This is a genomic window from Testudinibacter sp. TW-1 (assembly GCF_050613185.1).
Taxonomy (GTDB): Bacteria; Pseudomonadota; Gammaproteobacteria; order Enterobacterales; family Pasteurellaceae; genus Chelonobacter.
In genome coordinates this window covers 1284809-1310857 of record NZ_CP192511.1, presented here as the reverse complement: position 1 = coordinate 1310857, position 26049 = coordinate 1284809, and the positions used below count along the sequence as shown (strand labels likewise).

Below are 26049 nucleotides of genomic sequence, written 5' to 3'. Positions count from 1 at the left end.
ATTTTTTCCTTATCTTGTTTATTCGGGCAACTGCTCGATGGTTTGATTCAAATTGGTGAACACGCAAATATCACCGGCAATTTTCAGCGATTTTTCCACGATTTCGCGCGCGGATAACTCGGTGTTTTGCAACAACGCCCGCGCCGCCGACATCGCATAGTTGCCGCCGGAACCGATGGCCAGAATATTGTCCTCCGGTTGCACCACATCGCCGTTACCGGTGATAATCAGCGATTCGGTTTCATCGGCGACAATCAACATCGCTTCCAAACGGCGCAACGCCCGGTCGGTACGCCACTCTTTCGCCAACTCGACCGCACTTTTCAACAAATGCCCCTGGTGCATTTCCAACTTGCGTTCAAACAATTCAAACAGCGTAAATGCGTCCGCCGTCCCGCCGGCAAAACCCGCCAGCACCTTATTATGATACAAACGGCGCACCTTGCGCGCATTGCCTTTCATCACCGTATTGCCTAACGAAACCTGCCCGTCGCCGCCGACGACAACTTGCCCGTCACGGCGCACGCTCACTATCGTGGTCATAAATTACCTCACATTGATTGGGTTAATGTGGGTTATATGGAGGTAAAAAGTGCGGTTTCAAGCAACCCGTTGATTTAATTTTTAGACGAGAGTTGTGGGAGTAAGGTTTGTAGCACCTGTTGTGGTCCAATCTTATCCATACTCTCCGCCGCCAGTGCGGTTTGGTTTTTACCGTAACTGCCGATCAGTTTAGGATCGCTTGCACCATAAAGGGTAATGTTGGGTTTATCCAACGCGGCGGTGAGGTGGGACAAGCCGGTATCGACCGAAACCACCGCTTGCGCATGGGCAATTTTTTCCGCAATTTGCGACAGCGTGGTTTTCGGCAGCACCTGCACATAATCAATACCGTGCGCCAAGCGTTCGGCGCGTGACCGCTCTTTTTCGTTGCCCCACGGCAGTTGGATTTGATAACCGGACGGCGCAAGTGCGGTTATCAGCTCGCGCCATGCGCTTTCTGACCAGTGCTTATCATCGCGCGTAGTTGAGTGGATAAAAATGAGATACGGCGTTGTGTTGTTTGTTTGCGTTAAGAAATGGCGGGCAATGCCGTAATCGCCTTGTTCACTTGGTAACACATAGCCTAAACTGTGGGCAAACAACTGGCGAATCCGTTCGACGGCATGTTGTTGATAGCTGATGGTATAGGTTTTATCATAGAAAAAACTCGCCAGCGGTTCGCGAATCGACCGACGGTCATAACCGTGTTTTGTGCCATGCGCCAACCGTGTGGCAAAAACCGCACTTTTCACTAGCCCCTGCGCATCAATCACCGCGTCATACTGCTGTTGTTGCAGCAAAGTGCGGTATTGTCGCCACTCCTCCTGTGTTTGCGCACTCAACGGCTGCTTACGCCAACGGCGTAATGCAATCGGAACCACTCGATTCACCGCCGAATGCCAGCGTGGAATTTCGGCAAAGTTTTCCTCCACCACCCAATCCACCTGCAAATCGGCAACCGCACGTTGTGCGTCGGTTAAAGCCGGTAGCGTATGCAAAATATCGCCCATTGAGGAGGTTTTGACGAGGCAGATTTTCATGCGCTTTGCCTTATCGCTTTAAAAGTGCGGTCAGCTTTTCCACCACCAATTCCGGCTGAATATCAATCAAACTTTGGTGGTAGCCCTCTGCGCTGTCGCTGCCTTTGCGCACTTTGATTAAGCCGCCTTCAATCAGGCGGATGATTTCCACCTTGTCGCTCAACGGCGGCGTGTATTGCGGGCTGGTCGGGCCGTAGAGCGCGACCAGCGGGCGTTGTAAGGCGGCGGCGATGTGCATTAAGCCGGAATCATTGCTGACTACCGCCGTACAGCAAGAGATCAAATCAATTGCTTCTTCCAGCTGGGTTTGCCCGGCAAGATTGATACAGTAGCGCTGAAGTGCGGTTGGCAGACTGCTGCGGATCTGTTCGGCAACGCTATCGTCTTTGCTTGAGCCGAAAATATGGATTTGGTAGCCCTGCGCAATCAGCAATTCCGCCAGTTTGGCGTAATGGTAATGCGGCCAGCGTTTTGCCGGTCCGAATTCCGCGCCTGGGCAAAAACCGATAATCGGGCGGTTGTCGGCAAGTGCGGTCTGCTTGGCAAATTTGTGGCAGGTTTTATCGCGCTGCGCTGCCTCGACCGTTAAATACGGATACGGAATCGGCAATTCGCTAGCCGCCGGAACCGCACTTTTCTCGAAGGCAAGTGCGGTATAACGCTGCACCATCAACGGGTAATCCCGTTTGTTGCTGCGCAGGTCATTGAGCACAAAATAACGGCTTTCGCCTTTCCAACCACGGCGTTGCGGGATTTTGGCAAACAACGGAATAAACGCCGATTTCAACGAATTAGGCAGAATGATCGCCTGATCGTATTGCTTGCGCAGCGATTTGCCCAAACGGTAACGCTCGCCCAAAGCAAAGCTGCCGTGTCCGATGGGCATGGCAATCGCCTTGTTGACTTCGGGCATTCTCGACAACAGCGCACGACACCAATTCGGCGCAAGCACATCAATCACACAGTGCGGATCGCGCTGTTTCAACACCTGATATAAGCTGTGCGACATCATCATATCGCCGACCCATGACGGTCCGATTACCAAAATTCTCATTGCGCTCTGCTCACTTACCTTTTACTTACTACTTTTTGTTTAGCCATGCCATATATTCCGCCACGCCTTCGGCAACGGTCTTGAACGGTTTATCATAGCCGGTGGCGCGCAGATTGGTTAAATCCGCTTGGGTATATTCCTGATAACGGCTTTTCAGATGTTCCGGGAACGGAATGGTTTCGATTTGCCCTTGCTGATGGAATTTCACCACCGCTTTGGCGACCTCTTCAAACGATTCGGCATTGCCGGTGCCACAGTTGTAAATGCCTGAAACACCGTGCTGCCAACACCAGATATTCACCTGCGCCACATCGCCGACATAGACGAAATCACGGCGGAAATGTTCGCTGCCGGCAAACAGTTTCGGATTTTCCCCTTTTAAAATTTGATTATTTAAATGAAATGCCACGCTCGCCATGCTGCCTTTATGGTTTTCGCGCGGGCCGTAAACATTAAAATAACGGAAGCCGCACACCGGCGATTCCGCTTCCGGCAGGATTTCGCGCACATATTGGTCGAACAGGAATTTGGAATAGCCATACACATTCAACGGCCCTTCAAACTCGCGCTGTTCTTTGAATTCGGTTTTGTCGCCGTAAGTCGCGGCAGAAGAGGCGTATAAAAACGGAATGCGGCGATCCAAGCAATAATGCAACAACTCTTTCGAATATTCGTAGTTGTTGCTCATCACATATTTACCGTTCCATTCGGTGGTGGCGGAACATGCGCCCTCGTGGAACACCGCCTCGATCTCACCGAATTCGTCACCGGCGATAATCGAGGCGATAAAATCCTCTTTATCGCAATAGTCGGCGATGTCCAAATCCACCAAATTGGCGAATTTCGTGCCGTCGGTGAGGTTGTCCACCACCAAAATATCCTTGCGTCCGAGATCATTTAACGCCTTCACGATATTACTACCGATAAATCCTGCACCACCTGTTACGATAATCATAATAATTCCTTAATTTGCAAAAAAGTTAAGGCTATTGTAATAGAAATCGCGAGCAAGTGAAAAGCGATTGTGCAGAAAAAGGCAAAGTGCGGTTTGGCTGGCTTTCCAAGCCAATTTTCCGCCTCACTTACTATAGTCCAAGCCCATTTTACGACATAATATGCTATCTTATTTATTTTAGGAAAAGTAAACATGACCGCCGAACAGCTGATTCACTATATCAACACCCAATACAGCGCCGCCCCCGATTATCCTTGGGTGAAATATCCCGATTATGCGGTTTTTCGTCATGCCGACCGTAAATGGTTTTGTTTGTTGATGAAGGTGGAGGCAAATAAATTAGGTTTGCATAGTGAGGAACGGCTGGAGGTAATCAATTTGAAAGCGCAACCGGAATTGGTCGGGGCATTGCGCGCAATCAACGGTATTTTTCCCGCCTATCATATGAATAAGGAACATTGGATCAGCGTAGTGCTGAATCGCGTTGCAGAACAAACCATTTATGAGCTGATTGACGACAGCTATCGTTTGACCCGTTAAGTGCGCAATTACAGGCATTAGCCGCATTTTATCAAGTCGAATATCAATCTGAAGCAGAGTAAAATCCGGCGCAAAGTGCGGTTCATTTTTGCGATCTCATCCACAAAATTTCGCTAGAAATAAGATTTTTGCTGTAAGTTATGAGCATAATGGGTGCTTGTTATACGTTCCGTCAGTGTATATTAAAAGCATGTTTTTCAGTGAAATAATCTCATCCGAAGGATCCCAATATGCAACAACTAGACATTCAAAATTTAATCATCGGTTTTGGTAAAGCCGGAAAAACCCTCGCCGCCGATTTGGCTCAACACGGGCAAAAAGTCATTTTGGTCGAAGCCAGCGAGCAGATGTATGGCGGCACTTGTATCAATATCGGTTGTATTCCGTCCAAAAAACTGTTGGTCGAAGGCGAACGCCAACAGCCGCTTGAAGATAAAGAGCAGGCGTTTCAACAGGCTATGCAAGCCAAAAACGGTTTAATCGCTAAGTTACGCGCAGCTAACTTCACTAAACTGGACAGCTTGGATAATGTGCAAGTGATCACCGCCAAAGCCCGTTTTGTCGACGAACACACCGTTTTGTTGCAAGGGCGGGACGGCGAATTCCGCGTCAATGCCGAACGTATTTTCATCAATACCGGCAGCCAGCCGGTTGCGCTGAATGTTCCCGGTGCCGACGGCGAACACATTTACGACAGCACCGGCATTTTATCCTTAAGCCAACGCCCGCAACGTTTGATCATTATCGGCGCCGGTTATATCGCATTGGAATTTGCCTTTATGTATAGCCAATTCGGCAGTGCCGTCACGGTGGTGGATGTCGGCGATACGTTCCTGCCTCGGGAAGATCGCGATATCGCCGATGAAATGGCACGCGTCCTGAAATCGCGTGGCGTCGAAATCGTCTTAGGCGCAGCGGTGCAACGCTTTGAGCAAAGTGCGGTCGGAACCAACGCGATGACTTCGCAGGGAAATTTCACCGCCGACGCCGTATTGGTGGCGATTGGACGTCGTCCGAACACCGACGGTTTGGGCTTGGAAAATGCCGGAATTGCCGTCAGCGAACGCGGATTTATCCAAACCGACAACCAATTACGGGTTAAACCGCACATTTGGGCAATGGGCGATGTGGCGGGCAGCCCGCAATTTACCTATATTTCGTTGGATGATTATCGTATCGTGCGCGAACAATTATTGGCTGAAGGCAAACGCCACACCCAAGATCGGCTGGTATTCCCGACCGCGGTGTTCACCGAGCCGCCGTTAGCACAAATCGGGATGACGGAAAGCCAAGCCGCACAATCCGGACGTACTTACCGTGTCGCCCGCCTGAAAGCCGAAGCGATTCCGAAAGCCAAAGTCTTAAACCAAACCGACGGTTTGCTGAAAGCGATTATTGATAACGAGAGTGATGAAATACTCGGCGTCACGCTGTTCTGTGCCGAAGCACATGAATTGATTAATTTATTCAAAGCCGCAATCGATCATCGGATCCCGGCGGGCTATTTCAAAAACCAGATCTTCACCCACCCGACCATTGCCGAAGGGTTAAACGATCTGTTTGCTTGACCGTCATGCTGTCGGTTGTCAGGCGGAAGCAATTCAATACATCCGCCTGACATTTCGTCGGAGCGCAAAATTTAAACGCTATAAAAATCGGCTGTGACGGTGTAAAATCAGCACATGATCCGCCGAAATGAGCCGCTTACCATGCGTAATAACGCGATATTAACCGCCAATACTTTTTTGCTGACCATCAGTGCCGTCTTGATTATGTGGCTGCCGGTGTTATGGCTGCAGCTGACATCGGCGCTGTTTGCCGCCTTGATCAGCTACTCTGCCGTCACTGCCCTGAGCCGACAACTGCGCCGTTGGCACAATGGGTTGCGCCATTCGGAACTCATCGGCGCCTTGCTATTGTGCTTCGCGTTGATTGCCGTGTTGTTTCTGTTAAGCGACTGGTTGGACGACAAAACCGACCGCTATTCCTTAACTGCCTTAATGGCGCGATCGGCGGCGATTCTGGATCAACTGCACGCCACGCTGCCGCACGGGCTTGCCGAGCATATTCCCGCCTCGCTGGATACGCTGAAACAAAGCCTGTCGCACTTCTTCAAATCCCATGCCGCAGCGCTGCAATTGGCGGGAATCCATACTTTGCGCGGCGTCGGACACATACTTGCCGGAATCGTCATCGGTGCCATTGCCGCCGTGCAGCTGCCGTTGTTTTCCCCCTTGAGCCCAAAACCGCTTGCCCGCACGATTCACCTCCAGTTTATCGACTTATTGAAAGGCTTTAGCGATGTATTTTTCGGACAAGTGCGGATTGCGCTTCTCAACACATTTCTGACCGCACTTTACCTGTTAGTGCTGCTGCCCCTGCTCGGCAAGACGTTGCCGTTGTCCGGCACCTTGGTGGCGCTCACCTTTTTTGCCGGGCTGATTCCGGTGGTCGGCAACCTGATTTCCAACGGCTTTATCGTGATTATCAGCTTAAACGACGGGCTCAGCGTCGCCGGGATGTCATTAGGCTGGCTGATTGTGATCCATAAACTGGAATATTTTCTCAATGCGCATATTATCGGGCATAAAATCAAAGCCGCCGCTTGGGAACTACTGATCATAATGTTATTCATGGAAGCCGCGTTCGGGATTGCCGGCTTGATCAGCGCGCCGATTATCTACGCCCAATTGAAAAAAGCATTGTTAAAGCAAGACTGGCTATAAGCGCAAACCGCACTTTGCCGTATGTTACCTTCTATAACAAAAGCCGTTTTTCGCACCGCTTTGGTACACCGTTTGCTTCTTTTGCCATGATACGAGCGCTGTTGAATTGATTAATTTATTCAAAGCGGCAATCGATCATCGGATCCCGGCGGGCTACTTCAAAAACCAAATCTTCCCCACCCGACCATTGCCAAAGGGTTAAACGATCTGTTTGCTTAACCCGTCGCAAGCCAATCCGCCGGGCAAGTGATCCCCAAATCACTTGCCCGGCGCTATTTTCTTGTATTACCTATTTATCTCCACAACATCTGAACTTATACTGGTAGCTAGCCATTTATTAATAATAACCAGGAGCTCAAAATGAACAACTTCACTTATTTCGCCCCAACCAAAGTGATTTTCGGTAAACAAAGCGAAAATCAGGTCGGCGATTTAGTCCAATCGCTCAACGCCAAAAAAGTCTTGCTGCATTACGGCAGCGGCAGCGTGATTCGTTCCGGGCTGTTGGCGCGAGTGAAAAACGCCTTGGCGGCGGCAGGGATCGCAAGCGTAGAACTCGGCGGTGTGGTGCCGAACCCGCGCTTGTCATTAGTTTATCAAGGAATCGAACTTTGCCGTCGCGAACAGGTGGATTTTATTCTGGCAGTCGGCGGCGGCAGTGTAATTGACTCCGCCAAGGCCATCGGCTACGGCGCGGCGGAAGACGGCGATGTGTGGGATTTATTTGAACACAGCCGTAAAGCAAGCGCCTGCTTGCCGCTTGGCGTGGTGTTAACCATTGCCGCTGCCGGCAGCGAAATGAGCGGCGGTTCGGTGATCACAAAAGACGAGGTCGGAATCAAACGCGCTTATGACGACGATTTATCCCGTCCGAAATTCGCCGTCATGAATCCCGAATTGACCCTCACGTTGCCTGATTACCAAACCGCCAGCGGCTGCGTTGATATTTTAATGCACACCATGGAGCGCTATTTCACCGCCAACGGCAGTATGGAAATCACCACCAGCATTGCCGAAGCCTTGCTGCGCACCGTAATGCGCAACGCACAAATCCTGCATGGCAACCCGAATGATTATTCCGCCCGTGCCGAAATCATGTGGGCTGGCAGCTTGGCGCACAACGACTTGACCGGTTGCGGCAACGGCGGCGGAGATTGGGCGACCCATATGTTGGAACACGAAGTCGGCGGCATGTTCGATGTGGCACACGGTGCTGGCTTGGCGGCAATTTGGGGAAGCTGGGCGCGTTATGTCTATCAAGATTGCCTTGCACCGTTCGTGCGTTTTGCGCTAAACGTCATGGGCGTAAGTGCAGACGGCAGTGAGCAAGAGATTGCGCTGAAAGGGATTGAAGCGATGGAAGCGTTTTACCGCAGCATTGCCATGCCGACCTCACTGCGCGAATTGGGCATTACGCCAAGCGACGAACAATTGCAGCAGATGGCAAAACAATGCAGCCTTGCCGTTAACGGCAAAATGGGCTCCGCCAAAGTGTTGCGCGAAGCGGATATGTATCGCATTTACCAAATGGCACTGTAAGTCTCCGAATCAAACCGCACTTTGGGGTCAGATCAAAATCGCAGCAAAGTGCGGTAACAAGCCATATGTTAGCGACAAATCGCAACAACGTGCGCTAGCAAAACCGCACTTTACGCACTATGCTTCAGCAGAATGTGAGGTTTGGCGGTAGTTCAACCACACCATAGCGCCGACAATCACGATACCGACCAAATCGGTGATATGCTCCGGTACGATTAGCATTAACGAGCCGATCGCCAGAATCACGCGCTGCCAAGCGGCAAAGGTGTGTTTGAAATAACCTTCAACCGCCGCCGATAAGCCCAACACGCCGATGGTCGCCGTCACCGCCACACTGATGATCACCCAAATATCCGGCAACGGGAAAGTCCGCGCCGTCACCGCAACATCGCTGACATCAATCATCAGCATGTTCGGGTTATACACAAACATAAACGGCACGATAAAGCCCGCCAATGCCAAGCGTAACGATTGCCAACCGGTTTTCATCGGATCGCCGCCGGCAATGCCCGCCCCGGCAAACGCCGCTAAGGCAACCGGCGGCGTGATATTGGCGAAGATACCGAAATAGAATACGAACATATGCGCCACTAACACCGGCACATCAAACGTCGCCAAGGCAGGTGCCGCCATGGTGGCGGTGATGATATACGCCGGAATCGACGGTAAGCCCATGCCCAGCACCATCGACGCCAACATGGTCAAAATCAGGGTCAGCAATAACGAACCGGCGCCTAAGGTCACAATCGAGGAGGTCATCACCGTACCGAAACTGGTCAGGTTCACCACGCCGATCACAATACCGACCACCGCACACGCCGCCATCACCGGCAATGCCTGCCGCGCGCCGTCTTCCAACGCCGCCCAGATATCTTTCAGTCCCATCCTGGTTTCTTGGCGTAATTGGCTAATCAATACCGTAATCCCGATGGTGTAAGTCGCCGCATACCCGATCGGCACCGATTGAATCAGAAAATAAACCAGTGCCGCAATCGGCAGCAGCATATGCCCGCGTGCTTTCATCACCGCTTTCAGTTGCGGCAGTTGGTCGCGGGAAATGCCTTTCAGGTTACGCTTACCGGCACGGAAGTGGACTTGCGCAATCACACCGAGATAATACAAAATCGCCGGGAATAAAGCCGCCAACGCAATCGTACCGTAGCTGACACCGGTGGTTTCCGCCATAATAAACGCACTGGCGCCCATAATCGGCGGCAGAATTTGTCCGCCGACCGAGGCACTGGCCTCCACCGCGCCGGCAAAGTTTTTGTGATAGCCGATTTTTTTCATTAATGGAATAGTAAACGCGCCGGTGCTGACCACATTCGCGACCGCCGCGCCGTTGATACTGCCCATAAAGCCGCTGGAAATCACCGCCACTTTCGCCGGCCCACCCTGTTTGTCACCGGCAATCGCCAGCGCCAAATCATTGAACAGCTGCCCCATGCCCGATTTGCCCAAAAACGCGCCGAACAGGATAAACAGGAAAATAAAGGTCACTGAGGCACCGGTGGCGGAAGAATATAAGCCTTCGGTTTTCAAATATAACTGTCCGAAAATATCGCCGATGTCATACGGACGGGTCAGCAGCCGATCCGGCATAAATTCCATCGAACTGATAAACGGATACAACAGGAATAGCAAGGCGAAAAGCACCAGCACCCAACCGGTAATCCGTCGCGCCGCTTCCAACACAACCACTACGCTGATAATTGCCAACACAATATCTTCGCTATTCGGGATACCGCCGCGCACCGTCATAATCGCCTGATATTGGTACATTAAATAAGCCGCCCCTGCCAACGCGGCGGCAAGCCACAGCCATTCATACCATACAATTTGATCGCGGCGGCTTTTTTTACCCGCCGGATAAATCAAAAAGATCAACGCACAACCGACCGCCACATGGATTGAGCGTTGTAACAGGGTTGGTAACGGATAAAAGGTAATATATAAATGGAACAATGAATAAAACACGGCAATCACGCTGATCAGCCGTTTTTGCCAACCGCACTTTAACCGGCGGGTGACCGACTCGCGGTCATATTTTTCCAGAATACCCTGTTCTTTGCTTCCCAAGCCTGATGAACCCTGATTAACTTGCCCAGTCATGGCACGATTTCTCCCATAAAAAAACCATCAACGCTGTCCGAGAAGGTTTGATCCGAACGTCGCTATAGTCCGGCACAACTTGATAAAACGGTATCCGCACTTGCGGCGTGCTTAATTCGCCCTGCATATTGCGCGATACCACCCAATTGATTTCCGCCAGCCGAATCCGCTGCCGGTAGCCGACATAGCCCGGCGGTGCCGCAATCGGTGTGCCCTGTGACGGCGTGCCGGCACCAAAGGTTTGTAACCAAGTTTGATCGAGTAATATCGCGTCACCGTCACGCCGGTAATGTTCGCGCCACAACTGGCGCTCCACCGAATGACGCCAACGCAATTCAAATTGTTGTGCATACAAATAGCACCTATGCTCACCGAACTGAATAACAAACAGCTTAAGCGGAAATAGACAGGCAAGTGCGGTCAGCAGAACGCTTCCCAGCAGCCACTTGCCTGTTTTTGTCATGATACGCGCCGCCTTTATTTGGCTTTGGCGTTCATTTCGTCATAATATTTTTTGGCGCCCGGATGTAACGGCGCAACCAAGCCTTGTTGTGCGCTTTCGAGATTGATGTCTTTGGCTGCCTGATGGGCGGTTTGCAATTGCGGCAAACTGTCGAAGAAGGTTTTGGTCAGCAAATAAACATCGTTTTCGCTCAAATCGGAACGCACTGCCAGCGCATTTTTAATCGCCGCGGTTGGAACCGGATCGGCATTGCCGTAGGTGCCCGCCGGGATCTCCATCGCGTTAAAATAGGGTTTGTCTTTGGCGATAGCGGCAATCCCGTCCGCCGGAATGCTGACGATTTGCAGGTCAAAGCCTTGTTGCAACTCCATCAACGATGAATTTGGCAAACCGCTGGTCAGGAATGCCGCGTCAATCTTACCGGATTTCAGCGCGTCCGCCGCTTCGGCATAGCCCAGATAATCGACGCTGATATCGTTATAGCTGATACCGAAACCTTGCAACAAATTACGCGCATTCACTTCCACCCCGGAATTCTGCGCCCCGGTTGCAACACGGCGCCCTTTCAGATCGGTGATGGTGGTGATCCCGGTGCGTTTAGAGGTCACGATCTGCACGTAGTTCGGATAGAGTGCCGCCACTTCATTGACATTCTCGATTTTATGCGGGAAGTTACCGACTCCGTTCACCGCGTCGCTCAAGACATCACTCATTAAGAATGCCATTTCCACTTTTTTCTGGTTCAATAAATTCAGGTTTTCAACCGAGGCGCCGGTGGTTTGCGTTTTGGAATTGGTTTTCAACTCTTTGGTATAAATTTCCGCCAACGTCGTCGCGATAATATTATACGGACCGGAAGCACCGCCGGTGGCAATCGTGACGAAGCGGCTTTGTACGCCGGCAGTTTCAGGAGCGGCGGCCGGCGATGAAGCAGCAGCCGGCGCGGATGTGGTCGAACTGTTATCATCACATCCGCTGATCAATACGGCGAATAATGCGGTGGCAACCGCCACTGCTGACGCTTTCATTTTTTTCATAACTCTCTCCTTTAGAAGCAATAAAAAACCGATCAATAACTTGCCCGAATCAGGCGTCTTGTTGCGTAAAACAGCACCTGTTCACAAATATGCAACGTATTGACAATAATAGCTCGGCTATTGGCTGTCAATCGCTAAATGGGCTTAAATTGAAAAATCCGACTTCATTTGGCGTAATCGCTAAAAAAGACAAGGGATATTCCGTTTTTACTTTAATCATGACAACGGCTGTTATATCCTATGCTTACCGTATGACATAACAACTATAAGGAACTTTATGCGTTCATTTATCGGAAAATTTTTAAAGCTTGAATCTTCCGGCGGGATCACGCTGCTGGCAACATCCACACTGGCCCTGATCTTTGCCAACAGTTTTCTTTCGCCATACTATTTTGAATTGTTAAATACGCCGGTGGTTGTGCAATTCGGCGAACAGGGCATTGCCAAACCGTTTCTGTTGTGGGTTAACGACGGTTTAATGGCGGTATTTTTTGTCTTGGTCGGTTTAGAAGTGAAGCGGGAAATCATGATCGGCTCGCTTTCCACCTATCAACAAGCGATTCTGCCGGTGTTGGCGGCGATTGGCGGCATGGTAGTGCCGGCGTTGGTGTTTACCTTCTTTAACTATGGCGATCCGATCGCGATGGAAGGTTGGGCGATCCCAATGGCGACCGATATCGCCTTCGCCCTCGGAATTATGGCACTGCTCGGCAAACGGGTTCCGCTACCCTTAAAAATCTTTTTATTGGCGTTGGCGATCATCGACGACTTAGGTGCAATTATCGTCATCGCCCTGTTCTTCGCGCACGGGCTAAGTATCGAAGCGATGATCGGTGCCGGCTTGTCGATTATCACCCTGATTATTATGAATCGCATGCGGATCAGTGCGCTATGTGCCTACCTGTTCGTCGGCATGGTGTTATGGGTCTGTGTGTTGAAATCCGGCGTCCACGCTACCTTGGCCGGCGTCATCCTCGGTTTTTCCATTCCGATCACCGCCCGTGACGGCAGCAGCCCGCTGGAAAGTCTGGAGCATGCGCTCAATCCGTGGTCAGCGTTTTTTATCCTGCCGATTTTCGCCTTTGCCAATGCCGGCGTACCGTTGAAAGGCGTCGATATTGAAATGTTAAGCGGCGCGTTACCGTTAGGGATTATGCTCGGACTGCTGATTGGCAAACCGTTAGGCGTATTCAGTTTCTGCTTTATTGCGGTGAAACTGAAAATCGCACGTTTGCCGTTATTGGTCACGTTAAAACATATCTTTGCGGTCTCGGTGCTGTGCGGAATTGGTTTTACCATGTCGATGTTCTTGTCCGGTTTGGCGTTTGAAAGCGCCGGCGAAAGTATCAACACCCTTTCACGTATCGGCATTTTACTCGGCTCAACGGTTTCCGCCGTATTAGGCTTATTATTGCTGCGCGCCAGCACCCGCCACCAACAAACGGCATAATATTGCCCAAGTGCGGTTCGCCGACAAGTTATGCGATAAAAAAGTCGGGGCGGATTATATAGCCGCCCCGACGTTGCGATTAAATAGCGTTACCAATCGTCAAATACTACGCATAAACCGGAAAACGTTTGCAGATTGCAATCGCTTTCTGTTTCACTGCCTCGATGACTGCTTCGTCCTCAATGTTATCCAATACATCACACATCCAACCGGCAAGTTCTTTCGCTTCCGCTTCTTTGAAGCCGCGGCGCGTGATTGCCGGTGTGCCGACACGGATACCGGAAGTCACAAACGGGCTTTTCGGATCGTTCGGTACGGCGTTTTTATTGACCGTGATATTCGCGCGCCCCAACGCAGCGTCCGCCGCTTTGCCGGTTAAACCTTTATTCACCAAATCCACCAAGAATAAATGATTTTCAGTGCCGTTGGACACGATATTGAAACCGCGCTGTTTGAACACCTCGACCATCGCTTGTGCGTTTTTCACTACTTGTTGTTGGAAGGTTTTGAATTCCGGCTCCATCGCTTCTTTAAAGCAGACCGCTTTCGCCGCAATCACATGCACCAATGGACCGCCTTGTCCGGCAGGGAACACCGCACTATTCAGTTTTTTATACAGTTCTTCGTCGCCGCCCTTCACCAAAATCAAGCCGCCGCGCGGCCCGGCAAGGGTTTTGTGGGTGGTGGTGGTAACAACATGGGCGTGTTCCATCGGGCTTGGGTAAACGCCCGCCGCGATCAAACCGGCAACGTGCGCCATATCGACAAACAGATATGCCCCGACTTCATCGGCGATTTCACGCATTTTTTTCCAATCGACCACTTGCGAATAGGCAGAGAAGCCGCCGACAATCATTTTTGGTTTCACCGCCAACGCTTGCGCACGCAAGGCGTCGTAGTCGATAAAGCCTTCATCGGTGATACCGTATTGTTCCGCTTTATAAATTTTACCGGAGAAGCTGACGGTTGCGCCGTGGGTCAAGTGTCCGCCGTGTGCCAAGCTCATGCCTAAAATGGTGTCGCCCGGATTTAACAATGCCATATAGACTGCCGCATTGGCTTGCGAACCGGAGTGCGGTTGTACGTTGGCATAATCTGCACCGAACAGCGCTTTGGCGCGGTCAATCGCCAGTTGTTCGATAATATCAACGTATTCGCAACCACCGTAATAACGTTTGCCCGGATAGCCTTCGGCATATTTGTTGGTCAATTGCGAACCTTGCGCTTCCATCACACGCGGGCTGGCATAGTTTTCCGATGCGATCAGCTCGATATGCTCATCTTGGCGGCGATCTTCGTCTTGTATTGCTTGCCATAACACCGGATCATAATCGGCGATATTCATATCACGTCTTAACATTGCTCAATTCCTCATTTTAGGTGGTAAATAACTTGTCTGTAGTGTACGGTTTTTTTCACCAACCATACACTGTTTTTTTGATTAATCGTTGTCGTTTATTTTGTGTTTGGAATGAAAAATTTTCATACCGCACTTTGTTTTTTAACCGCTACTTGGCTTGCTCACGCGCCACCGCACGATAACCGATATCGCGGCGGTAGAAACGCCCTTGCCATTGCACTTGTTCCGCCAGTTGCAGCGCCTGTTGCTGCGCGGCTGCCACCGTATCGCCAAGTGCGGTGACGCACAACACCCGTCCGCCGTTGCTGACCAGTTGATCGCCTTTTTGCTCCACCCCTGCCAAGAACACTTTTTGTCCGGCAAGTGCGCTTTGCCCTATGCTACTAGACGGAATGCCGCTGATCACATCGCCTTTGCGGTAATCGCCCGGGTAACCTTCCGCCGCCAACACGATACCTAATGCCGCTTGCGCACACCATTCAGACCGCACTTGATCCAGTTTGCCGCCGCACGCCGCCAAGCACAGTTCGACCAAGTCCGATTGCAAGCGCATCATAATCGGTTGCGTTTCCGGATCGCCGAAGCGGCAGTTGAACTCAATCACTTTCGGTTGCCCGTTCGGCATAATCATCAAACCGGCGTACAAAAAACCGGTGTACGTGTTGCCTTCCGCCGCCATACCGTTCACGGTCGGGTAAATCACGTCTTGCATAATCCGTTGGTGAATCTCAGGCGTGACCACCGGCGCCGGCGAATACGCGCCCATGCCGCCGGTATTTAAACCGCTGTCGTTTTCGCCGACCCGTTTGTGATCCTGACTGGTCGCCATCGGTTCAACGTTTTTGCCGTCCACCATCACGATAAAACTGGCTTCTTCGCCGTCTAAAAACTCTTCGATCACGATACGGTGTCCGGCGTCACCAAAGGCATTGCCCGCCAACATATCCTGCACCGCACTTTCGGCTTCTGCCAAAGTCATCGCCACGATCACGCCTTTGCCTGCCGCCAAACCGTCGGCTTTAATCACAATCGGCGCGCCTTTTTCGCGCAGATAAGCCAGTGCCGGTTCGACTTCGGTGAAGTTTTGATATTCCGCGGTCGGGATTTGCTGACGCGCCAAGAAATCTTTGGTGAAGGCTTTTGAACCTTCCAACTGCGCCGCCGCTTGGGTCGGGCCGAATATTTTCAAACCGGCGGCACGGAATGCGTCCACCACGCCGATTACCAACGGCGCTTCCGGTCCGACAATGGTCAAACCGATTTCGTTTTTCTGGGCAAACTCCACCAACGCCGCCAAATCGGTGGCGGCAATGCTGACATTTTCCACTTTCGCCTCAAGTGCGGTGCCGGCATTGCCCGGCGCAACAAAGACTTTGTCCGCCAACGGCGATTGCGCCACTTTCCAAGCCAAAGCGTGTTCACGTCCGCCATTGCCGATAATTAAAATATTCATTTGAGATCCTTACGCTACTTATGCTAAATGGGAAAAACAAAAAGTGCGGTCACCACCGTGGCTGACCGCACTTTGCAAATTAATGACGGAAATGGCGCATTTTGGTCAGCACCATTGCCATGCCGTGTTCATCGGCAGCGTCAATCACTTCCTGATCGCGCATTGAACCGCCGGGGTGGATCACACAGCTCACCCCTGCCGCTGCTGCTGCGTCAATGCCGTCGCGGAACGGGAAGAACGCGTCGGACGCCATCACCGTGCCTTTCACTTCCAGCCCTTCGTCAGCCGCTTTGATTCCGGCGATTTTAGCGGAATAGACTCGGCTCATTTGTCCGGCGCCGATACCGATGGTTTGGTTGTTTTTGGCATACACAATCGCGTTGGATTTGACATATTTCGCCACTTTCCAGCAGAACAGCAGATCCTTCAGCTCGGCTTCGGTCGGTTTGCGCTTGCTCACCACCTCCAAATCGTCCAAGCCGACCATGCCTAAATCGGAATCTTGCACCAGCACGCCGCCGTTAACCCGTTTGAAATCCAAACGCGGCTGACGCACTTGCCACTGTCCGCACTCCAGTACACGCACATTCTTTTTCGTTGCCAAGATCGCTTTTGCTTCGTCTGCCACGCTTGGAGCGATAATCACTTCCACAAATTGACGTTCGATAATCGCTTGTGCGGTTTGCAAATCTAAAGTGCGGTTAAAGGCAATAATGCCGCCGAATGCGGAAGTCGGATCGGTTTGGTAAGCACGGTTGTAGGCTTCTAAAAGATTTGCGCCCAACGCCACGCCGCACGGGTTAGCGTGTTTGACAATCACGCACGCCGGCTCGGCGAACTCTTTCACGCATTCCAAGGCGGCGTCGGTATCGGCAATGTTGTTATACGACAACGCTTTGCCTTGCAGTTGTTTGGCGGTGGCAACGCTGGCTTCGTGCAGTTCGTTTTCCACATAAAACGCCGCATTTTGGTGGCTGTTTTCGCCGTAACGCATGGTTTGTTTACGGGTGAAATTCAGGTTTAAGGTGCGTGGGAATTGCCCGCTCGGTTGGGTTAAATCCTCTTCCTCCGCCCCTTGATAAGGCGGCACTAACCGACCGAAATAGTTGGCGATCATGCTGTCATATTGGGCGGTGTGTTCAAAGGCTTTGATGGCGAGGTTAAAACGGGTGTCGAGGGTCAGGGAATTGTGGTTTTTATCCATTTCTTGCAGAATTTGCTCAAAATCCGCATTATTGACCACGATCGCCACATCTTTATGATTTTTCGCCGCCGATCGCACCATGGTCGGACCGCCGATGTCGATATTTTCCACTGCGTCTTCCAGCGTACAATCCGCTTTGGCAACGGTCTGCGCAAACGGATACAGATTCACCACCACCATATCAATCGCCTGAATGCCGTGAATCGTCATCACTGCGTCATCAATCCCGCGCCGCCCTAAAATACCGCCGTGTATTTTCGGGTGCAGGGTTTTGACCCGCCCGTCCATCATTTCCGGGAATTGGGTATAGTCGGACACTTCGGTCACTGCTAAACCGCTGTCTGCCAACAGTTTTGCCGTGCCGCCGGTGGACAACAGCTTAACACCGCGTTGCGCCAGCCCTTGAGCAAATTCAACAATGCCGTTTTTATCTGAAACACTTAACAGCGCTTGACGAATAGGACGATTTGATTGCATTTGTGCATTCCTTTACAGAGTGGTTGGTTTAATTTAAGTGGGAAAAATTCAAGCGGGAATTATACAATAAATCAACGTTTTTCTGTAGCGGAAAACAGCCATGCGGATTTAATAGATTGATATTTAACTAAAAATTGTTTTGGGTGCGTAAAAATAAATAGATTAACCCGCCAATCCCAAACCTAACATGCCCAACAATACCGGCGAGGTGAATAAGCCGATAATGGTTAAAATTCAAGCCAATACACTAGCCCCGATTCCGGCAAGATTTTTATTTTTTACCGCGGTTACCGTCGCAAAAATTGCCACAATCGCCGCCAAAGGGATAAAAATAAAGCCTAAAAATAAAATACCCAACACCGCTAACACGCAAGAAATAATACCTGCAATCATGCCCGAATTTGTTTTTTCACTCATAAAGAAGCGCCTTAATTAACGTTATTGCACCCAAAACAGGTTCAGCCATAAATTAAACCTAAAATGGGTGCAATGAAAAAATTTCGAACCTCTATTCACACCGAACAACAGCGCTGGCTCAGACAACGTTTCGTCGCACAACGGAAAGCCTTAGGCTTGTCGCAACGCGCGCTGTCTGAACGTTTGGGCGTGATTTATTCGTTGATTGGAAAAATTGAAACCGGTGATCGGCATTTAGATATTTTAGAATTTATCGATTATTGCCATGCGCTAGAATTAGATCCGACCGCACTTTTGCACGAATTGCAACACGCCCCGAATCTCGCTCCGCCCGAATAAAAAACCCGTTCAGCGCGCAGATCATCACGCCGACCGGGTTTTGGTTTAGTTTAAAACGAATTATTTTTTGCCGATTTTGTTATCTAAGGCAAAGGCACCTGCGCCGTTAAACACAAAATATAGGAACACTAACGAATATAATGCCGCCAATTCACCTTGGTTTAACAACGGCATTAACAGGTTGCCCGCACTGGCGTGCACGCCGAAATAGGCAAACGCCATAAAGCCCGATAACAGGAATGCCACCGGGCGGGTGAACAAGCCCAATGCCAATAAAATGCCGCCGCCGATTTCCAATACGCCAGCCAAACCATATTGGGAAAACAGTGCCACGCCGCCGTTGCCGCCGGTCATCGACACCGGAATTTCAAAAAATTTTGCCGTACCGTGCCAAAAGAACATATAGGCGGCGATAATGCGTAATAATGCCAAAGCGTATGGGGCGTATGAATTTAATTTGTTGTTCATGATTTTCTCTCTTAATGTCAGAATAAAAAGTAAAAAGGGTTACTAGCGAAAGTGCGCCCATTATAGTTTTCTTGATTGGCGGAACAATCCGCAAAAAAGAAAGATATTATCAACTGAGAGGAAACGATCTCTGTGTTATACTGCGCCAAACCGCACTTTAAATGAGAGAAAACGATGTCTTGGATCTACCTGTTTATCGCCATTGCCGCCGAAATTGTGGCGACCTCAATGCTGAAAGCCTCACAGGAATTCAGCCGTCTTGTGCCGAGCGTGATCGTGGTGATCGGCTACTGCGTAGCGTTCTACTTCCTCAGCCTGACCCTGCGCACCATTCCGGTTGGGGTGGCGTATGCGGTTTGGTCGGGGGTGGGAATTGTGATCGTCGCCCTGATCGGTTGGATTGCTTATCAACAAAAACTGGATCTGCCTGCGCTGTTAGGCATTGGTTTGATTGTGCTTGGGGTGCTGGTGATTAATCTGTTTTCCAAAACAGTGGGGCATTAGGGTTAAGAAATAAAAAAAATCGCCACGTTAATGGTGGCGATAATCACGCAAAGTGCGGTTTAACCCACTTTCACGCAAGTCATATCCAGCGAACCGCCGACAAACTGGGTGTTGAAAATATCTAACGGCTCACCCTCTTCCCGCAAGGCAAGAATATACAGCAACGGCAAAAAATGTTCGGCGGTCGGAATGGCTTTTTGCACCGCGTCGCCTAACATGCGGTAGTCTGCCAACGCGTCCAAATCCCCCAGACGGATTAAATCCAACAACGTTTGCTGTGCGCTGTGCGCCCAGTCGTAGCCGAACAGTGCGTCAGCTCGCCGCCAATCCATTAAATGTAAATTATGCACCAAATTGCCGCTGCCCAAAATCAATACGCCCTGCTCGCGCAACGGTTTCAGTTGTTTTGCCAAGTTGATATGCTGCTGCATACTCAACGCCGCCCCCAGACTGAGTTGCACAATCGGAATATCGGCGTCAGGATACATTTTCGCCAACACCGCCCAAGTGCCGTGATCCAGCCCTTGTTGCGGATCTAACCGCACTTCTGGGTTATCCACCAGCTGCTGCACTTGCCGCGCCAAGTGCGGATCGCCTTTTGCCGGATAACGTACTTGATATAATTCCTCTGGAAAGCCGTAAAAATCATAAATCAGATCGGGATTCGGCGAGGCGGTTTCCGCCACTCGCTCTGAAATCCAATGGGCGGAAACCACCAAAATCGCTTTTGGTTTCGGTATCTGCCGCGCCGCCTGATACCATTTCGGGGTAAACGGATTCTGCTCAATCGCCAACATCGGCGAACCGTGCCCGATAAAAATCGCCGGCATTTTAGTGTTCATATTCATTTCCTCTTGATTAATTTTTGATGGCTTGAGTATAGAAATCAACGCAGAAGAAATAAAGTGCGGTTTTGTTGATAAATGGTTTCTTATAAGGAAAGAAAAATCTGTTAAGAGATGTATTTTTAGATTATTGGCAGAGGGCGTTGATGAGACAAAGTAAACGGGCGGATTAAATATCCGCCCGGACTTTACCATAAAGATCGAGCATTTTAGCCTTGATCAGCAATTCATTACACTTCATAGGTGGTGGAAGCGGTGTTGCCGCCTTTGCCGGTCCAGTTGGTGTGGAAGAATTGTCCGCGCGGTTGGTCGATACGCTCGTAGGTGTGCGCGCCGAAGTAGTCGCGTTGCGCTTGCAATAAATTCGCCGGCAAACGGGCACTGGTGTAGCCGTCTAAGAAAGTAATCGCGGACGCCATGCACGGCATCGGCAAGCCGATTTCTACCGATTTCGCTACCACTTTCCGCCATTCCGGCAACGCATTTTCCAAAATGGTTTTGAAATAGCTGTCTGCGCCCAAGAATTGCAAATTCGGATTGGTTTCGTACGCGTCGCGGATATTGCCCAAGAATGCGCTGCGGATAATGCAGCCTTCACGCCATAAAAGTGCGGTATTGCCGTAGTTTAGATCCCAGTTGTTGTTTTCCGACGCTTCGCGAATCAGCATAAAGCCTTGCGCGTAAGAGATGATTTTAGACGCCAGCAGCGCTTTGCGCACCGCTTCGATCCATTGCGCTTTGTCGCCTGCGACCGTGCCGATTTGTTTGTTAAATAAGGCTTGGTTTTCGACCCGCTGTTCTTTAAATGCCGACACGCAACGGGCGAACACCGCTTCGCTGATTAAGGTCAACGGAATGCCTAAGTCCAACGCATTAATGCCTGTCCATTTGCCCGTGCCTTTTTGACCGGCGGTATCGAGAATTTTTTCTACCAACGGTTCGCCGTTTTCATCACGGTAGCCAAGAATATCGGCGGTGATTTCAATCAGGTAACTGTCCAATTCGGTTTTGTTCCAGTCGCTGAATACTTGGTGCAATTCATCGTAGCTTAAGCCCAAGCCCTCTTTCAGGAATTGGTAGGCTTCGCAAATCAGCTGCATATCGCCGTATTCGATACCGTTATGTACCATTTTGACGAAATGCCCTGCGCCCTCTTTGCCGACCCAATCACAGCACGGTTCGCCGTCTTTGGTTTTGGCGGAAATCGCTTGCAGGATTGGTTTCACATATTGCCACGCTTCTTCGTTGCCGCCCGGCATAATCGAAGGCCCGAAACGTGCGCCTTCTTCGCCGCCGGACACGCCGGCACCGACAAAGCGAATGCCTTTTTCCGCCAGATCTTTCACGCGGCGGCTGGTGTCAGGGTAATTGGAGTTGCCACCGTCGATGATGATGTCCCCCGCTTCCAAGTGCGGTAACAGGCTGTCGATGAAGTGATCGACCACCTCACCGGCACGCACCATTAACATCACTTTGCGCGGTTTTTCCAGCTTGTCGGCAAGATCTTGCAGTGAGTATGCGCCGATAATGTTGGTATCTTTGGCGGCGCCTTGCAAAAATTCGTCCACTTTGCTGGTAGTGCGGTTATAAGCCACGACCTTGAAGCCGTGATCGTTCATGTTCAGAATCAGGTTTTGCCCCATGACCGCAAGTCCGATTACGCCAATATCACCTTTCATGTTTGTTTCCTTCTGCTTTGCTAAAATTGTTGATTTTTATCTGTAAACGGGCGGATATGCAATCCGCCCCTACAACACTCTTATATCAGATCCGTTACAGCAACTGCGAGGCTGCGTCGGCGTCCAAATACCATTCGGTGTTGCCGTTATTCGCTTTCACCCGCGCCGCCGGATACGGCAATTCGTTGGTGCCGGCTTGTTGGATTTCACGTAGCAAATCCGCTTTACTGGCTCCGGTGACCAAATAGGTCAGACGTTTTGTATTTTCAATCAAATAGGCGGATTTGGACACCCGCAGTTGTCCGCTCTGCGGCTGTTTTGCCACAATCGTCAGCGCACGGCTGTTAAAATCCACTTGCAACGGGAACAACGAAGCGGTGTGTCCGTCGGTGCCCATGCCTAAAATAATCCAGTCGAATTCCGGCACGCCTGCGCTGTTTTTCGGCACGAGCGCTAACATTTCCGCCGCAAAACGGGCGGCTTCGGCTTCCGGCTCGTCTTCGCCGCGAATGCGGTGGATATTTTCCGCCGGCATTTGGATATGATCTAACAGTAAGCGCTGTACTTCGCCGTAGTTGCTCTCTTCGTCATCGGGCGCAACGCAACGCTCGTCGCCCCACCAAAAATGCAAATTCGTCCAGTTGATTTTCTCGGCGTATTCCTCCGCCAAGGTTTTAAACAATAATTTCGGCGTGCTGCCGCCGGACAGGGAAATATGCACCGGTTTTGCCTGCCGGCTATACGCCAAAAATTCTTCTGCTATCTTCTCTACCGCACGTTGTGCGTCTGCAAACTTACTGTATTTCATGTTATAACTCACAATATTCCGTATTCGTTAAATTTTTACACGGGAAACGCCAGCTACGGTTTTTGGACTCCATCATAAAATCCGCTTCTTGCGGCCCCCAAGTACCGCTGGCATAACCATAAAGTTTTGGATTATTGGCTTTATAATCCAAAATCGGTTGGACAAACTTCCAACAGGCTCGCACTGCGTCACTGCGCGAGAACAGGGTTGCGTCCCCTAACAGCGAATCCAGTAGCAAACGTTCGTAAGCATCAAGGATATTGGTATCGGTCAGATCCTGATAGTGGAAATCCATTGATACTTCTTTGGCCTGAAATCCGGAACCCGGATTTTTCAAGCCGAAACTCATTACGATCCCCTCGTTCGGCTGAATGCGAATAATCAGTTTATTTTCCGGTGCGTTGGCGTTAAAGACCGGGTGCGGCGTTTTCTTAAAGTGAATCACCACTTCGGTTACCCGTGTCGGCAGGCGTTTGCCGGTGCGCACATAAAACGGCACGCCGCTCCAGCGCCAGTTGTCGATTTTCAGTTTTAACGCCATATAGGTTTCGGTGCGCGATTGCGGCTCAACGCCGTTTTCTTCGCGATAGCCTTTTTGGTATTCGCCGCGCACTTTGGCACCGGTGTATTGCCCCAGCACCAGATATTTTTCCAAATCTTCTTCGCTCAACGGGTGCAGGCTTTGCAATACTTTCACCACTTCATTGCGCATGGCGTCGGCATCGATCACCGCCGGTGATTCCATCGCGATCATCGCCAACACTTGCAATAAGTGGTTTTGGAACATATCGCGCATTGCGCCCGAACCATCATAATAACCGCCGCGCTCTTCCACACCCAAGGCTTCCGCCCCGGTGATTTCGACATAATCAATGTAGTTCCGATTCCACAACGGCTCGAACAAGCCGTTGGAAAAACGCAATACCAAAATATTTTGTACCGTTTCTTTGCCTAAATAATGGTCGATACGATAAATTTGCGATTCGTCAAAATCTTCGTGCAGTTTGGCATCCAGGTTGATGGCCGATGTCAAATCATAACCGAACGGTTTTTCCACCACCAACCGTTTCCAACCGTTGCGTTGATGATTCAAGCCGTGCGCGGCAAGATGTGCCGGAATAACCGGATACAGGCTTGGCGGCGTGGAAAGATAGAACAGCGCATTGCCTTGCGTGCGGTGTGTTTTTTCAAACTCGTCCAACCGCACTTTGACTTTGGCATAATCTTCAACCTTGGCGGTATCAATCGCTTGGTAGTAAACATGCGAGAAAAACTCAAGCATCTCGCGCTTTTCAATTTTTTCGCTTTTTCCCAGAATATCCATCAGTTTTTCACGATATTGCTCGTCGCTGAATTCGGTGCGGCTGACCCCTAAAATCGCAAAATCATCCGCCAAGCGGCCGTTTTTAAAGAGATGATACAAGGCAGGAATTAGTTTGCGGTGGGTTAAATCCCCTGATGCGCCAAAAATAACAAGGCTGTTGTTGTCCGGTTTTTTCATTTATCTCGTCCTTCGGGTTGACTGACCTTTCATCAGCAATCCATGCAGTCTAATAACATCGATTCACAGCGTCAATCGCTTATTTTGTCCTAATCGTCTATTATTTTAATAGTTGTTGAAATCGTACTACTTTTTGCCACGGAAAGGCGGCGTTGCCGAGCATGATAAAATCCGGATTAATCAGGGTTTCGCGCCGATTATAAGTCAGAGGATTGCCGTACAAATCCACGATTTTTCCGCCGGTTTCACGCAAGATACATTCGACCGCCGCCGTATCCCATTCGCCGGTTTTGCCCAAGCGAATATAGCAATCGCTGCGCCCCTCCGCCACCAGCGCCCCTTTCAAACCGCTGGAACCGTAACGGATCAGTTGGTAGTCAAATTGATCGTGAAACATCGCCATCACCTGTTGCCGCCGCACATTCTTCCCCACCGCAATCCGAATCACGTTATCGCCGGGCGGCCGGGTCTGCAAACGGCTAATCACACCGTTCTGCTGTTTGTACGCGCCGAATTTGTCCATGGCATAAAACGCCAGCCGCGGAACAGGCGAATAGACGATCCCCAAGGTCGGCTGATTATGCTGCACCAAGGCGATCAACACCGAAAACTGATCGGTTTTTTCCAAAAACTGCTGCGTGCCGTCGAGCGGATCGACCAGCCAATATTGTGTCCAGCGGCGACGTTCGGCAAAGTCAATGGTTTGGCTCTCTTCCGATAACACCGGAATGCCGGGGGTCAAGGCTTGCAATTCGTCCTCTAAAAAGCGGCTGACCGCCAGATCCGCTTCGGTCACCGGCGTATTATCCTGTTTCAGTTCGCTTTCGATACCGCGGTAATAAAAGGTCAGCAGCTTTTCACCCGCTCTTTTGGCAATCGACAAGGCGGCGTTTAATAGTGGTTCGCTGAGTAAAATGGCATGGGTCATACTGAATGCTTCCGTTTCGCTAAATAATCGCGTAACAGGTAAAGTGCGGTCAAGTTGCGCGCTTCGCAAAAGTCATCGTGTGATAACAACTTATCCAGATCCTGCAACGGATATTCAATGATGTCGAGCGATTCCGGTTCGTCGCCGGGCAAACGTGACGGCGTTAAATTTTCCGCCAAAAAGATGTGCATTGGGTTATGCATAAAACCGGGCGAAGTGATCACGGTTTTCAATAATGTCAGATTTTGCGCCTTGAAGCCGATTTCTTCCTGCAATTCGCGGTTGGCACTCTGCTGCGGCGTTTCGCCTGCGTCCATTAAACCTTTGACAAAGCCCAGTTCATAACGTTCGGTACCGACCGCATATTCACTGATCAGCAATAAATGCTCCTGATGAAGCGCCAACACCATCACCGCACAACGGCTACTCGGTTTGAAACGTTCGAAGGTGCGCCGTGCGCCGTTGGAAAATTGCAGATCCACTGCCTGAATTTCAAAAATACGCGATTTGGCGGCGGTCTTTACCGCAAGAATCTGAGGTTTTTGTCGCGAAACAGTCATCGTATTCCTTAAAATTTGCCAACAAACAAGAGTAACGATACCATACT

At 50.5% G+C, this 26049-nt stretch carries 25 protein-coding genes; 7 read left to right on the top strand and 18 right to left on the bottom strand.

Features of this window, described 5'->3' with window-relative positions:
* Window positions 1-18: 18 nt before the first annotated feature.
* The 4 genes from hslV to rfaD all read right to left on the bottom strand — a co-directional run bounded on the left by hslV (window position 19) and on the right by rfaD (window position 3592).
* Window positions 19-543 (bottom strand): ATP-dependent protease subunit HslV, encoded by a 525-nt coding sequence (gene hslV / locus ACQ31U_RS06320; RefSeq protein ID WP_431054213.1) that lies wholly within the window; start codon window positions 541-543, stop codon window positions 19-21.
* Window positions 544-617: 74 nt separating this feature from the next.
* The gene (gene rfaC, locus ACQ31U_RS06315) at window positions 618-1583 is read right to left on the bottom strand and encodes a lipopolysaccharide heptosyltransferase RfaC (protein ID WP_431054212.1); all 966 of its coding nucleotides are present in this window, start codon (window positions 1581-1583) and stop codon (window positions 618-620) included.
* 10 nt (window positions 1584-1593) lie between these two features.
* Window positions 1594-2637, bottom strand: a complete 1044-nt coding sequence (gene waaF, locus ACQ31U_RS06310) for a lipopolysaccharide heptosyltransferase II (protein WP_431054211.1) — start codon at window positions 2635-2637, stop codon at window positions 1594-1596.
* A 28-nt stretch (window positions 2638-2665) separates the two neighbouring features.
* Entirely contained in the window at window positions 2666-3592 is a 927-nt protein-coding gene (rfaD, locus tag ACQ31U_RS06305) for an ADP-glyceromanno-heptose 6-epimerase (RefSeq protein WP_431054210.1), read from the bottom strand.
* 192 nt (window positions 3593-3784) lie between these two features.
* Between rfaD and ACQ31U_RS06300 the strand changes: the two genes are divergently transcribed.
* The 4 genes from ACQ31U_RS06300 to ACQ31U_RS06285 all read left to right on the top strand — a co-directional run bounded on the left by ACQ31U_RS06300 (window position 3785) and on the right by ACQ31U_RS06285 (window position 8397).
* The gene (locus tag ACQ31U_RS06300; RefSeq protein WP_431054209.1) at window positions 3785-4132 is read left to right on the top strand and encodes an MmcQ/YjbR family DNA-binding protein; all 348 of its coding nucleotides are present in this window, start codon (window positions 3785-3787) and stop codon (window positions 4130-4132) included.
* A 230-nt stretch (window positions 4133-4362) separates the two neighbouring features.
* Window positions 4363-5700 carry an FAD-dependent oxidoreductase gene (locus ACQ31U_RS06295; RefSeq protein WP_431054208.1) on the top strand — a complete coding sequence of 446 codons (1338 nt, stop codon included), beginning with the start codon at window positions 4363-4365 and terminating at the stop codon, window positions 5698-5700.
* 141 nt (window positions 5701-5841) lie between these two features.
* Window positions 5842-6858, top strand: coding sequence for an AI-2E family transporter (locus ACQ31U_RS06290; RefSeq protein WP_431054207.1), 1017 nt, complete (start codon window positions 5842-5844; stop codon window positions 6856-6858).
* Window positions 6859-7218: 360 nt separating this feature from the next.
* Window positions 7219-8397, top strand: coding sequence for an iron-containing alcohol dehydrogenase (locus ACQ31U_RS06285; protein ID WP_431054206.1), 1179 nt, complete (start codon window positions 7219-7221; stop codon window positions 8395-8397).
* Between the two features lie 117 nt (window positions 8398-8514).
* On the opposite strand, the gene ACQ31U_RS06280 is transcribed toward ACQ31U_RS06285, so the two are convergent.
* From ACQ31U_RS06280 to ACQ31U_RS06270, 3 genes are read right to left on the bottom strand one after another with little or no spacing between them, the layout of a single operon-like run.
* The gene (locus ACQ31U_RS06280; RefSeq protein WP_431054205.1) at window positions 8515-10509 is read right to left on the bottom strand and encodes a TRAP transporter permease; all 1995 of its coding nucleotides are present in this window, start codon (window positions 10507-10509) and stop codon (window positions 8515-8517) included.
* Entirely contained in the window at window positions 10493-10972 is a 480-nt protein-coding gene (locus ACQ31U_RS06275) for a DUF1850 domain-containing protein (RefSeq protein WP_431054204.1), read from the bottom strand. Before ACQ31U_RS06275 ends, ACQ31U_RS06280 begins: the two co-directional genes overlap by 17 nt.
* A 14-nt stretch (window positions 10973-10986) precedes the next feature.
* Window positions 10987-12009, bottom strand: a complete 1023-nt coding sequence (locus ACQ31U_RS06270; RefSeq protein ID WP_431054203.1) for a TAXI family TRAP transporter solute-binding subunit — start codon at window positions 12007-12009, stop codon at window positions 10987-10989.
* A 277-nt stretch (window positions 12010-12286) separates the two neighbouring features.
* Here ACQ31U_RS06270 and nhaA point away from each other — a divergent pair, with 277 nt between their 5' ends.
* Window positions 12287-13459: a Na+/H+ antiporter NhaA gene (gene nhaA, locus ACQ31U_RS06265; RefSeq protein WP_431054202.1), complete on the top strand. Its 1173-nt coding sequence runs from the start codon at window positions 12287-12289 to the stop codon at window positions 13457-13459.
* A gap of 106 nt (window positions 13460-13565) precedes the next feature.
* On the opposite strand, the gene glyA is transcribed toward nhaA, so the two are convergent.
* The 4 genes from glyA to ACQ31U_RS06245 all read right to left on the bottom strand — a co-directional run bounded on the left by glyA (window position 13566) and on the right by ACQ31U_RS06245 (window position 18370).
* Window positions 13566-14819: a serine hydroxymethyltransferase gene (gene glyA, locus ACQ31U_RS06260; protein ID WP_431054201.1), complete on the bottom strand. Its 1254-nt coding sequence runs from the start codon at window positions 14817-14819 to the stop codon at window positions 13566-13568.
* Window positions 14820-14967: 148 nt separating this feature from the next.
* Window positions 14968-16272, bottom strand: coding sequence for a phosphoribosylamine--glycine ligase (purD, locus tag ACQ31U_RS06255; protein WP_431054200.1), 1305 nt, complete (start codon window positions 16270-16272; stop codon window positions 14968-14970).
* A gap of 79 nt (window positions 16273-16351) precedes the next feature.
* Entirely contained in the window at window positions 16352-17953 is a 1602-nt protein-coding gene (gene purH, locus ACQ31U_RS06250) for a bifunctional phosphoribosylaminoimidazolecarboxamide formyltransferase/IMP cyclohydrolase (RefSeq protein ID WP_431054199.1), read from the bottom strand.
* Between the two features lie 234 nt (window positions 17954-18187).
* Window positions 18188-18370 carry a hypothetical protein gene (locus ACQ31U_RS06245; RefSeq protein ID WP_431054198.1) on the bottom strand — a complete coding sequence of 61 codons (183 nt, stop codon included), beginning with the start codon at window positions 18368-18370 and terminating at the stop codon, window positions 18188-18190.
* 72 nt (window positions 18371-18442) lie between these two features.
* Here ACQ31U_RS06245 and ACQ31U_RS06240 point away from each other — a divergent pair, with 72 nt between their 5' ends.
* Window positions 18443-18709, top strand: coding sequence for a helix-turn-helix domain-containing protein (locus tag ACQ31U_RS06240; RefSeq protein WP_431054197.1), 267 nt, complete (start codon window positions 18443-18445; stop codon window positions 18707-18709).
* A 60-nt stretch (window positions 18710-18769) separates the two neighbouring features.
* Here ACQ31U_RS06240 and ACQ31U_RS06235 read toward each other — a convergent pair whose 3' ends face one another.
* Window positions 18770-19177 carry a DoxX family protein gene (locus tag ACQ31U_RS06235; RefSeq protein ID WP_431054196.1) on the bottom strand — a complete coding sequence of 136 codons (408 nt, stop codon included), beginning with the start codon at window positions 19175-19177 and terminating at the stop codon, window positions 18770-18772.
* 174 nt (window positions 19178-19351) lie between these two features.
* Here ACQ31U_RS06235 and ACQ31U_RS06230 point away from each other — a divergent pair, with 174 nt between their 5' ends.
* Window positions 19352-19681, top strand: coding sequence for a DMT family transporter (locus ACQ31U_RS06230; protein ID WP_431054195.1), 330 nt, complete (start codon window positions 19352-19354; stop codon window positions 19679-19681).
* A 59-nt stretch (window positions 19682-19740) separates the two neighbouring features.
* Here ACQ31U_RS06230 and ygiD read toward each other — a convergent pair whose 3' ends face one another.
* The 6 genes from ygiD to nudE all read right to left on the bottom strand — a co-directional run bounded on the left by ygiD (window position 19741) and on the right by nudE (window position 26002).
* Entirely contained in the window at window positions 19741-20523 is a 783-nt protein-coding gene (ygiD, locus tag ACQ31U_RS06225) for a 4,5-DOPA dioxygenase extradiol (protein ID WP_431054194.1), read from the bottom strand.
* A 233-nt stretch (window positions 20524-20756) separates the two neighbouring features.
* Window positions 20757-22205, bottom strand: coding sequence for a decarboxylating NADP(+)-dependent phosphogluconate dehydrogenase (gnd, locus tag ACQ31U_RS06220; protein ID WP_431054193.1), 1449 nt, complete (start codon window positions 22203-22205; stop codon window positions 20757-20759).
* Between the two features lie 94 nt (window positions 22206-22299).
* Window positions 22300-23013: a 6-phosphogluconolactonase gene (gene pgl, locus ACQ31U_RS06215; RefSeq protein WP_431054293.1), complete on the bottom strand. Its 714-nt coding sequence runs from the start codon at window positions 23011-23013 to the stop codon at window positions 22300-22302.
* A 1-nt stretch (window position 23014) separates the two neighbouring features.
* Window positions 23015-24514 (bottom strand): glucose-6-phosphate dehydrogenase, encoded by a 1500-nt coding sequence (gene zwf, locus ACQ31U_RS06210; RefSeq protein WP_431054192.1) that lies wholly within the window; start codon window positions 24512-24514, stop codon window positions 23015-23017.
* A 100-nt stretch (window positions 24515-24614) separates the two neighbouring features.
* The gene (gene cysQ / locus ACQ31U_RS06205; protein WP_431054191.1) at window positions 24615-25442 is read right to left on the bottom strand and encodes a 3'(2'),5'-bisphosphate nucleotidase CysQ; all 828 of its coding nucleotides are present in this window, start codon (window positions 25440-25442) and stop codon (window positions 24615-24617) included.
* Complete coding sequence (gene nudE / locus ACQ31U_RS06200) at window positions 25439-26002, bottom strand: ADP compounds hydrolase NudE (RefSeq protein WP_431054190.1); 564 nt, start codon at window positions 26000-26002, stop codon at window positions 25439-25441. Before nudE ends, cysQ begins: the two co-directional genes overlap by 4 nt.
* Window positions 26003-26049 lie beyond the last annotated feature (47 nt).